The following is a 10,021-nucleotide window of genomic DNA, read 5'->3' as shown; positions in this document are numbered from 1 at the left end:
CACGTACACTACGTAGAAGGTTGTACAGCACCTGTTTACACGACTAACTCACTTCACAGTGCGGTAGTAGAAATCATCATTAAGAAAGATGCATATTGCCGTTATACAACAATCCAAAACTGGGCGAACAACGTATACAACCTAGTTACAAAACGTGCGGTTTGTGAAGAAAACGCAACGATGGAATGGATTGACGGTAACATCGGATCTAAATTAACGATGAAATACCCAGCAGTTATCTTAAAAGGCGAAGGCGCTCGTGGTTTAACGTTATCTATCGCGATTGCTGGTAAAGGCCAACACCAAGATGCTGGTGCGAAAATGATTCACTTAGCACCAAACACTTCTTCAACAATCGTTTCTAAATCGATTGCGAAGCATGGTGGTAAAGTAACTTACCGTGGTATCGTACACTTCGGACCAAAAGCGAAAAACTCTCGCTCTAACATCGAGTGTGACACGTTAATCATGGATAACCAATCTACATCTGATACAATTCCTTACAACGAAATCAAAAACGATTACGTTTCACTTGAGCACGAAGCGAAAGTATCGAAAGTATCAGAAGAACAATTATTCTACCTAATGAGCCGCGGTATTTCTGAGCAAGAAGCTACAGAAATGATCGTAATGGGCTTCATCGAGCCATTCACTCGCGAACTTCCAATGGAATACGCAGTTGAAATGAACCGCCTAATCAAGTTTGAGATGGAAGGTTCTATTGGTTAAATAGAAACGCGGAGCCGACTGTTCAGCCCCGTTGGCTAAGGTTCTTAGACATGAGGGGCTAGGAGGCGAAGCTGGATAATATTTAAAAGTGGAATTGGCTTATTCTAGCCGCTAGAACTGGATAATATATGTATGAAGAAAGCGTCCTGCTGTGCAGGGCGCTTTTTTATTTGTTATTTATCCCGCATTAACGGGCAGTAAGGCCCCCGCCTCAAAATTCAGTGGAAGCAAAGAAGTTAGGTGGGGGCGGGCTGCCCGTAAAAGCCTTCATCAATCGGAGATGGGGAAAGAGATACCGGGGTGGGTGTTCGGCTAAATATATCAACGATTTTTCAAATATATCGATCATAAATGGGAATATATCAACGATTATTTCAATATATCAACGTTTCGACAAGGAATATCGATTTGTCGACAAAGTAAGACAAAAGAAAAACCTCACATACCCCAAACATTTTATAAGAACAGAGAACGACTAGATTTAAGACAAAGATACTGACAAATCCACTTGAACAACCCCCCACTGAATTCTCTCTTAAACTTTTTGAAAAATCCCCCACTTCACCATCTAAAATCCTTTAACACCAACTAGAAAAAACAAAAGTTTCCATATAAAAAGGACAATCTTTTGCTTTTTCTCACAATGCGAGTACAATGTAAAATAGCAAGAAAAGACGAAAAGTATTTACAGGATTATTGCGTACGTATAGCGTAAATGGCAGTAAGGAATTGAGAGGAGGTTTTTTCTCTGAATATAAATAAAGAAACAATCATCCACCTTTATCATACAAACGATATACATAGTCATTTTGAAAATTGGCCGCAAATTTCTCGGTTTGTACAAGGGGAGAAAAAGCGAAGACAGGAAGCGGGAGAGACTGTTTTAACTGTGGATATTGGCGATCATGTGGATCGTTTTCATAGTATTTCGGAAGCGACGAATGGGCTTGGCAATACGAAGCTTTTAAATGAGGCGTTATATGATTATGTAACGATTGGAAATAATGAAGGAATTACGTTAGCGAAGGAGCATTTGAATCGTCTATATGATGATGCTGGATTTGAGGTGCTCGTCGCGAATTTATTTGAAAAAGAAGGTATACGTCCAGCATGGGCAAAGCCTTATAAATTACATACAACGACAGATGGAATTACGATTGCTTTTATTGGATTAACGGTAGCATATCCCGAGTTTTATCAAATGTTAGACTGGCACATTGAAGATCCAATCGAGCATTTAGAGTCTATTTTAGAAGAAGTGCGAGATGAGGCTCATATTACAGTTGTCCTTTCGCATCTTGGAAAAAGTATGGATGAGTATATGGCGGAGCATTATGATATAGATGTTATTTTAGGTGCACATACGCATCATTTATTTGAGCGCGGTGTTCTTATGAATAATACTTTACTTTGTTGTTGTGAAAAGTGGGGCCGTTACGTTGGGCACGTGCAGCTTACTGTGGATAAAGAGACGAAGAGACTGTTGAAGAAGGACGGTAGAGCGATTAAGACAGAGCGGTTAGGTGCTTATAGTGAACCGTTATCCACAATTGAAATGCTGCAGGAAGAAAGTAAGCATATTATGGCAGAGCCTGTCGTTCATTTAAAGGAATCATTACCAGTTGATTGGTTTCATGAGACATCATTTTCGCACATGTTAGCAAATGCGCTGAAAACGTGGTGCGGTGCAGAGATTGGAATGGTGAACGCTGGTGTACTTCTTGAGGGATTAGAAGAAGGTGTTGTGACGCGCGGAGATATTCACAGAATTTGTCCACATCCAATTAATCCATGTGCGTTGAAAGTGTCAGGAAAAACATTAAGAGAAGTGATCTTGAAAGCACGCCGCCCGAATATGGAGAATCTTGAGGTGAAAGGATTCGGATTTCGAGGAAAAGTGATGGGGAAAATGATTTACGCTGGTGTAGAAGTCATTCCAGATACGATTCCAGGCAATAAACTTTTACTGGAGGATGTATTAATTAACGGAGAATTGCTAGAGTTAGATCGTATATATACGGTAGGAACGATTGATATGTTTACATTCGGCTACTTATACCCAGAGCTATCCACACTTTCTGACAAACAATATTATATGCCAGAACTACTTAGAGATGTGTTAACAGACATGTTAATAACTCATACATCTTCCGTCAAACTATAGGCTAGTTACTTGTAACACTCATTTTTCTCTTGTCATACAGATAAGAAAGAGAGGAGTGTGAACTATGGTTAATGTGGAGCCAATTATAATCGATAATTATACGTTTATTGCGGTTAGTGTAAAACTTCCAAAGACAAATTTGCTAGCTGTAATGAGCGATAAAGGATATATTATGTGTGGTGCATTAGATGTAGGTCTTTTAAATGAGAAGTTAGGTGATCGGGGAATTATTGCTGGCCGTGCGGTTGGTGTAAGAACGATTGAACAACTTCTTGAAGCACCGTTAGAATCCGTAACGACTGGAGCGGAAGCGTTAGGTATTCCAGTAGGAACGATTGGAAAAGAAGCGTTATTAAAAATGAGATAAGCATATATCGTCCCTCCTTCTTGCATAGAAATGATATAAGAAGGAGGTTTTTTTATGAGCATATTTCGTTCGAAAAATTCGCGGTTTCGAAGGGGACCTATTTCCTTTCGGTACATACTGCTTATGTCATTTATTCTTTTTGTGATATTACTAATGCAAGGATTATGGATTGTGAATAACAGCATTCAGCCAACGTTAATGAAATATGGGGAAGTAGAGACGCATAAAATGGCGACAGCAGTCATGACGAAGGCGGTAAAGGATAGAATTAATGAAGGATTCGACGTCGATTCATTAATGAAAGTACAAACGGATCGGAACGGAAGAGTATCTACAATTAATTTAAATACAAAGCAAGTAAATGAAATCGTAACATCAACGACCACATACATAGAAAAATATTTACAGCAAGTAGAACAAGGGAATTTGAAGGAGCTAGGTATTTCTGAAAAAAACGGGGCGACTATGGCAGTTCCTTTTGGTCGTGTAACGGATAATGTGCTTTTCGGAAATATGGGGCCAGATATTCCGATTGATTTCACGACAATCGGTCATGTAAACACGGATATTAAACAAAAAATTGAGCCGCATGGGATTAATAATACAGCGATTCAAATTGTTATGGAGATGGAAGTAACGTTGCAAGTGATTATTCCATTTCATACGAAAGAAATAAAAGTGAAACAAGATGTTCCGATTGCAACGCGCATTGTTCAAGGAGAAGTGCCTACTTATTATGGAAGCGGTGGCGTTGTTGTACCGGATAAAAAGAAAACGGATAGTTAGCGAATATAAAGTGAAACTTTAATCAGTGGGGGGCTTTTACGGGCAGTTGATCCCCAACCGACCGAACTCCCTTGCTTTCGCTGAATTTTGAGGTAGGGGTCTTACTGCCGGGCAAATAGCGGGATAAAAAATAACCGTAGCAATCTGCTACGGTTATCGTTTTGTATTTGCTCGTTCTTTGCGTTCCCACAAGCTTAAATGCATGTATGGATCGAATGCCCATTCTGTATAGCCATTGTCTTTATACATGCCAAAATGTAAGTGGGGCGGAAATTTTCCGGCTGTACCAGGAGGTCCATAACCGGTGCTACCAACAAATCCGATTACTTTTCCTGGCTCAACAATTTGTCCAAGCTGTATTTCTTTTGAGAACCCGCCTAAATGAGCGTAATAATGGTAATTGTTATGAAGGTCGCGAATACCAATGCGCCATCCACCAAGGCGGTTCCAACCTTTCGTTTCAATAATGCCATAGCAAGTCGATCTTACTGGCACGCCATATCCGGCAAAAATATCGGTTCCTTCATGAATCCTTCTGCCGCCAAAACTTCTTCCAGCGCCGAAAGTACTCCGATAGCTATGGTCACTACGAATCGGAAGAGGAAAAGCATTTCCTTCTAAATTAATACGTCCATAATGTTTATAAATTTGGGCGTATTCACTAATTAAATCAACTGTTTTTGCACGTCTATAATATTCCCAGAGCATAATTTTAATACGGTCTTCTGACGTTCCTTGTTTCCTTAAAATAGTCGCTGCGGTATGCAGAAGATCACGGTCGCTATTTGCATTTGCAAATCCATCTTTGTCACCATCTAAACCTATTCCGCCAAATAGAGAAATTGTATGGGGGAGAGTATCGTTACTATTGATAGGTCCAGCCCATATTTCTGGTTTGAAATAAAGGGAAATGATGGCATCTGGTTTTTTCGGAATATCTTTTCGTACGCTCCGTATATTTCTTTCATATTGATCCATTGCAGCTAAGTAATACCATGGAATGCCTGAAGACTGCTCGGTTTCTTTATATAGTGCCATGCGCTTTTCGTATATGCTTTGCTGATTATCTTCACCGTAAGCGATGTTTTGGTGGAGAAGAAAACAAATAGAAAGCAAAAGAGAAATTTTTCGAAGCATGAAATAGACTCCTTTCACAACATCACTCTTTTTAGTGTGGGATATACGGAGTATTTCATTATAGGGAACGATTGGAAAAAATCTTAGAATCTTCATTTGAGCAAATCGCTTTCATACGTTAGAATAGATATGTTACATTGAAAGAAGCGAACACGGTAAACTATTTCATATTGTGCGGAGTTGATAACCATGACAAAACAAACAGAATATAAGCGCAAGCCCGAATGGTTGAAAATTAAGTTAAACACGAATGAAAACTATACAGGCTTAAAGAAAATGATGCGTTCTAAAAATCTTCATACCGTTTGTGAAGAGGCAAAATGTCCGAATATTCATGAATGCTGGGCTGTAAGAAAAACAGCAACATTTATGATTTTAGGTGCGGTTTGTACACGTGCTTGTCGTTTTTGTGCGGTTAAAACAGGCTTACCAACTGAGCTTGATTTACAAGAACCAGAACGCGTAGCAGATTCAGTAGTACAAATGGGCTTAAAGCACGTCGTTATAACAGCGGTTGCACGTGATGATTTAAAGGACGGGGGAGCAGCTGTTTTTGCTGAAACAGTACGCGCAGTACGTCGTAAAAACCCATTCACGTCTATCGAAGTATTACCATCTGATATGGGTGGAGTAGAAGAAAACTTAAAAATGTTAATGGATGCAAAACCAGATATTTTAAACCATAACATTGAAACAGTACGTCGATTATCTGACCGAGTTCGCGCTAGAGCAAAATATGAACGTTCATTAGAGTTTTTACGTCGAGCGAAAGAAATGCAGCCTGATATTCCAACTAAATCGAGCATTATGGTGGGCTTAGGTGAAACGAGAGAAGATTTAATTGAAGCAATGGATGACTTACGTGCAAACAATGTGGATATTTTAACTCTTGGGCAATACCTACAACCATCTAAGAAGCATTTACCAGTTCTTAAATATTACCCACCAGCAGAATTTGCAGAGCTTAAAGAAATTGCACTTAGCAAAGGATTTAGCCACTGTGAAGCTGGCCCACTTGTACGTTCTTCTTATCATGCGGACGAGCAAGTACGTTCTGCAAAAGAAAAAACAGCAGAAGCCAAATAATGAAAAAAGAGAGCTAACCATTAGCTCTCTTTTTGTTTGTACTCTAAAACAGTATTTGGGCATGTGAATACAATTTTTTTTAATTCCTCTGTGGATAATTCAATTGTAAATTCGGGTACACCAGGTGTAATCAAAATTTTATCGTACGTATAAATGGAACTATCCACAATAATCGTTACATCTTGTGAATAACCGAAAGGAGCTACACAGCCAGGGGTGCAACCAGTTTTTTCTCGTAACTCATGTGGAGAGCAAAGTGATAAGCTTTCTCCTGTTATTTTTTTCATTTCTCCTCGGTCGAGCCGAGTACCCTCTAACGTAAAAAATACGAAATAATCTCCGGATTTTGATTTTAAAAATAAGCTTTTACTTGGAGTACCTTGCAAACCGAGTCTTTCACGCACGATACGATCTGTCTCATAATCAAGCACTGGCTCGTGTTCAAACTTTTCATAAGAAATATTTGTTTTATGTAGTAAAGAAAGTACATCTTCATACATATGGAATGATACCCCTCTCTATTGTTAATACAGTCTCTTCTCGTGGCGTCAACTGAGTGTTTCGGAAAGGGATACTACTTGGACGACGCTTCCCATAATCGTTTTATGATACTTTGTTCACCGATTGTAATTTCGTAAACATCAGGATTCGTTAAAGTTCTCCATTCATTAAAGCCAATCGTATGATCAAAGTGCTTTAAAATGAGTGTAAGTAAGTTTCCATGTGTAATGAGTAGTGTTGTAGTATGGTTTAATTTTAAAACGTCTTGGATAAGCGATATAGCACGGTCCGTCGCTTGTTTTGTTGACTCTCCGCCTGAAAAGGCAATATCTATGTTTGTAAAAGTAGATTCTAGTTTTGGCATCCAATCATCCATCGGAACGTTGCTTAATATACGTTCAGCTAATCGTTCATCCTCTTCGATAGATAGGTTAGCTTGGAGCGCATAGGGCCGAATAGAATCGATAGCTCGGACAAATGGGCTCGAAATAATATGATCTATTTGTAGCTGATTTTCTAAAAGGAATGTAGCAAGGATATTAGCTTGATTTTTTCCGGCAGTCGTTAATTCGGCATCACGTTTTTGTCCAGTTGCGGAACAATGTCGTATTACAATAATTTTCTTCATAATTCATCCCCATCTTTCAAGTTGACGCTATATACTTCGACAAATGTAGAAATAATTCCTTTTTATTGGAAACAGCATATGGATTTAAATATGTGGAAAAGTAATGTGGATAATGAAAAATTGAGGTGCCACTATGAAAAAAATGATGTGCATTGTATTCATTATTTGTTTTCTTATGCAATTATCCACAACATATGCAGAATCCAATGAAAAGTTAGATTATCCAAGCAATCGAAATAAGCCATTTGTGAGTGAGGATGTGTTTTATAAACAGTTAGATAAGAAAATTTATAAAGAATACAAAAATGCAGCATATAGTGTTCGGAAAAAAATCTTATTTAAAGAAGTGCCTGATGAAGAATTTTCTTTCCTACAAAAAACAGCTGTCGGTTGTCGAAGTAGAGTGGTGCTTCAAGATTTTTTGTTCACCCTGATTGCCAAGTGTACTTCTTTGCTTCTTTTACTCAAAATGAAGTAGAAGAGTTTTATAAGTATATCGTTATAGATGCAGAAACAAAGAGGGAGCTGCAAGAGGGCAAAAGTTATCATCATTGTGATAATCCTTATAAAGTGAAACTTTAATCAGTGGGGGATTTGTCCACTGATTATTAGTTGAACCAATCGGGCAGTTACGGACAGTTGATCTCTCGCCTAACTTCTCTGCATTTGCCGAACTTTGAGGTGAGAGTCCTACCGCCCGTTAGTGCGGAGTAAAAAATAACCCACCAACTGGTGGGTTATTTTTTACTCCGGCACACTCATTAATTTCACTTTCATTTTGCGAATCACAACGAGAGCACAAATTGTTAGTAGAAGAGTAATCCCTTCTGCAACAAAGATGTTGATCGTTTTTGTTTGGTAAAGTGCTGCGAAAAAGTCTACGAATGCGTGGAATAATATAGCATATACAAGGAAGATGTACTTCTTTTGTTTTACTGCGTATAAAACAAGCATTGTAAAGGCAATTTGCAATACGAGTGCCATAATTCTTTCTACGCTACCAAGGAAGTAAAAATAGGCAGGCTGCTCGATTAACATGTCCTTTACAAGGTTTAATTGAGGTAGTTTTTCTGCCATTTGAGCGAAGCTACCATCGTTAATAGCATTTGCGAATATAAGAGTTTGCAATGCAGAGAATCCGCCAACTAAAATAGATTCTATCCCGCCGTGACCAATTCCGTAAGCAAAGCCATCTTTATATTCTAGATATTTTTTTAGTAGGAAGAAGAAGGCAACGAAGCGTCCTAATTCTTCAAAAATACCAGCAGTTAGCCCGCCATAAAGTGCGAAGACAAATGGATTTTCTAAAAATGGAGCGATTGCTGGATTACCGCGCATAAATAGATGAAATGGTGTTTCGAGAATTTGGGTAAATCCGATAAAGATAAGAACACCAACTCCGACCACTTTCCAATTAATATTATATTTTTTACGGAAATAAACGAGTACAATAATTGGGACCAGAATCGAAACAACGAGTTGCATAATGATGCTGGCAATTACAGTATTTGAAACCATACTTTCACCGCTTTCTAATATATGTACATATCTATTATGCATGAAATATGGGAGAGATGAAACTTTTAGAGATAAATTGAAACTTTAATCAATGGGAGTGTTGTCTATTCCCCGAATTTTGAGGTGAGGGTATTACTGCTCGCAAATAGAGGGATAAAATGAATTTACTTATTGACTCTAACGTTGCGTCATACTTTATCGTATGTATTAAGGGGGAGATACAAATGACAATGAGAGTAAAAGAAGTAGCTGATTTAGTTGGAATTAGTGTGCGCACACTGCATCATTATGATGAAATTGGGTTGTTAACCCCAGACGAGACGACAGAATCTGGATATCGTCTGTATTCTGACGAAAATTTAGAGACACTGCAGCAAATTTTATTTTTTAAAGAGCTAGGCTTCCCTTTGAAGAAAATTAAAGAAATTATCATGAGTCCGTCATTTGATCGCGAAGAAGCATTACAGCTTCATAAGAAAATGCTTCTTGAAAAACGTGCGAGGTTAGATAAGGTGATTGCGACGATTGATAAAACAATTCAGCATACAAAAGGAGAGATTGAAATGACGAACAAAGAGAAATTTGAAGGATTTGATTTTAGCCATAACCCATATGAAGAAGAAGCGCGTGAAAGATGGGGAGATACAGCTGTAGATAAAGCGAACGAATATGCAAAAGGTATGTCAAAAGAGAATCAGGAAGAGTTTAATACTATTTACAGAAATTTAGCGGCGCTTAGACATGGTGCACCTGATTCTAAAGAGGCACAAGAAGCTATTAAAGTATGGTATGATTACTTGCAAAACTTTGGTGAATATTCATTAGAAGCCTTCAAGGGACTCGGTCAAATGTACGTCGCTGATGAGCGCTTCACGAAAAATATTGATAAGTTTGGCGAAGGGTTAGCACAGTTTATGTGTGATGCGATGGAGGTTTATGCGGATCGTAATAAAAAATAAAAAGTAAAACAGGTGGAGGTTTTCTCCACCTGTTTTACTTTTTAATCATATCATTTAAAGTCTGATCCTCTGTATTGTTCAAATGAGGATTTTTACTCATTTCCCGTTTTAACATATCGAGGCTTTGCGTATATTCTGTATCATTT

The 10,021-nt window shown here is 38.3% G+C and carries 10 protein-coding genes and 2 pseudogenes; 7 read left to right on the top strand and 5 right to left on the bottom strand.

Annotation, left to right across the window (positions count from 1 at the left end):
* The 4 genes from sufB to yunB form a co-directional block, all read left to right on the top strand.
* Nucleotides 1-729 (top strand): Fe-S cluster assembly protein SufB (gene sufB / locus JDS92_RS28235; protein ID WP_199632916.1); only part of this gene is annotated, 729 nt, incomplete at its 5' end.
* Between the two features lie 748 nt (nt 730-1,477).
* Nucleotides 1,478-2,893: a bifunctional metallophosphatase/5'-nucleotidase gene (locus tag JDS92_RS28230; protein ID WP_206773092.1), complete on the top strand. Its 1,416-nt coding sequence runs from the start codon at nt 1,478-1,480 to the stop codon at nt 2,891-2,893.
* 64 nt (nt 2,894-2,957) lie between these two features.
* The gene (locus JDS92_RS28225; RefSeq protein WP_000248467.1) at nt 2,958-3,260 is read left to right on the top strand and encodes a YunC family protein; all 303 of its coding nucleotides are present in this window, start codon (nt 2,958-2,960) and stop codon (nt 3,258-3,260) included.
* Between the two features lie 54 nt (nt 3,261-3,314).
* On the top strand, nt 3,315-4,046 hold the full coding sequence (yunB, locus tag JDS92_RS28220; RefSeq protein ID WP_043322472.1) for a sporulation protein YunB: 732 nt from the start codon (nt 3,315-3,317) through the stop codon (nt 4,044-4,046).
* A gap of 153 nt (nt 4,047-4,199) precedes the next feature.
* On the opposite strand, the gene JDS92_RS28215 is transcribed toward yunB, so the two are convergent.
* Entirely contained in the window at nt 4,200-5,183 is a 984-nt protein-coding gene (locus tag JDS92_RS28215; protein WP_000944665.1) for a M23 family metallopeptidase, read from the bottom strand.
* A 189-nt stretch (nt 5,184-5,372) separates the two neighbouring features.
* Between JDS92_RS28215 and lipA the strand changes: the two genes are divergently transcribed.
* Nucleotides 5,373-6,269, top strand: a complete 897-nt coding sequence (gene lipA, locus JDS92_RS28210) for a lipoyl synthase (RefSeq protein ID WP_000166372.1) — start codon at nt 5,373-5,375, stop codon at nt 6,267-6,269.
* Nucleotides 6,270-6,289: 20 nt separating this feature from the next.
* Here the strand turns inward: lipA and JDS92_RS28205 are convergent, their stop codons facing one another.
* Both JDS92_RS28205 and JDS92_RS28200 read right to left on the bottom strand, forming a co-directional pair.
* Complete coding sequence (locus JDS92_RS28205) at nt 6,290-6,769, bottom strand: YbaK/EbsC family protein (protein ID WP_097957499.1); 480 nt, start codon at nt 6,767-6,769, stop codon at nt 6,290-6,292.
* Nucleotides 6,770-6,843: 74 nt separating this feature from the next.
* Nucleotides 6,844-7,398 (bottom strand): histidine phosphatase family protein, encoded by a 555-nt coding sequence (locus JDS92_RS28200; protein WP_097957501.1) that lies wholly within the window; start codon nt 7,396-7,398, stop codon nt 6,844-6,846.
* Between the two features lie 133 nt (nt 7,399-7,531).
* On the opposite strand from JDS92_RS28200, the pseudogene JDS92_RS28195 reads away from it, so the two are divergent.
* A pseudogene (locus JDS92_RS28195) lies at nt 7,532-7,980 on the top strand (hypothetical protein).
* A gap of 162 nt (nt 7,981-8,142) precedes the next feature.
* Here the strand turns inward: JDS92_RS28195 and JDS92_RS28190 are convergent.
* Complete coding sequence (locus JDS92_RS28190) at nt 8,143-8,958, bottom strand: YhfC family intramembrane metalloprotease (protein ID WP_199632915.1); 816 nt, start codon at nt 8,956-8,958, stop codon at nt 8,143-8,145.
* A gap of 182 nt (nt 8,959-9,140) precedes the next feature.
* On the opposite strand from JDS92_RS28190, the gene JDS92_RS28185 reads away from it, so the two are divergent.
* Nucleotides 9,141-9,875 (top strand): MerR family transcriptional regulator, encoded by a 735-nt coding sequence (locus tag JDS92_RS28185; protein WP_000178763.1) that lies wholly within the window; start codon nt 9,141-9,143, stop codon nt 9,873-9,875.
* A 34-nt stretch (nt 9,876-9,909) separates the two neighbouring features.
* Here JDS92_RS28185 and JDS92_RS31735 read toward each other — a convergent pair.
* Nucleotides 9,910-10,021, bottom strand: a pseudogene (locus tag JDS92_RS31735) (YhcN/YlaJ family sporulation lipoprotein); the annotation flags it as partial.

This window comes from Bacillus cereus group sp. N12 (assembly GCF_016483575.1).
GTDB lineage: Bacteria > Bacillota > Bacilli > Bacillales > Bacillaceae_G > Bacillus_A > Bacillus_A toyonensis.
This window is presented reverse-complemented; position numbering and strand designations above follow the sequence as displayed.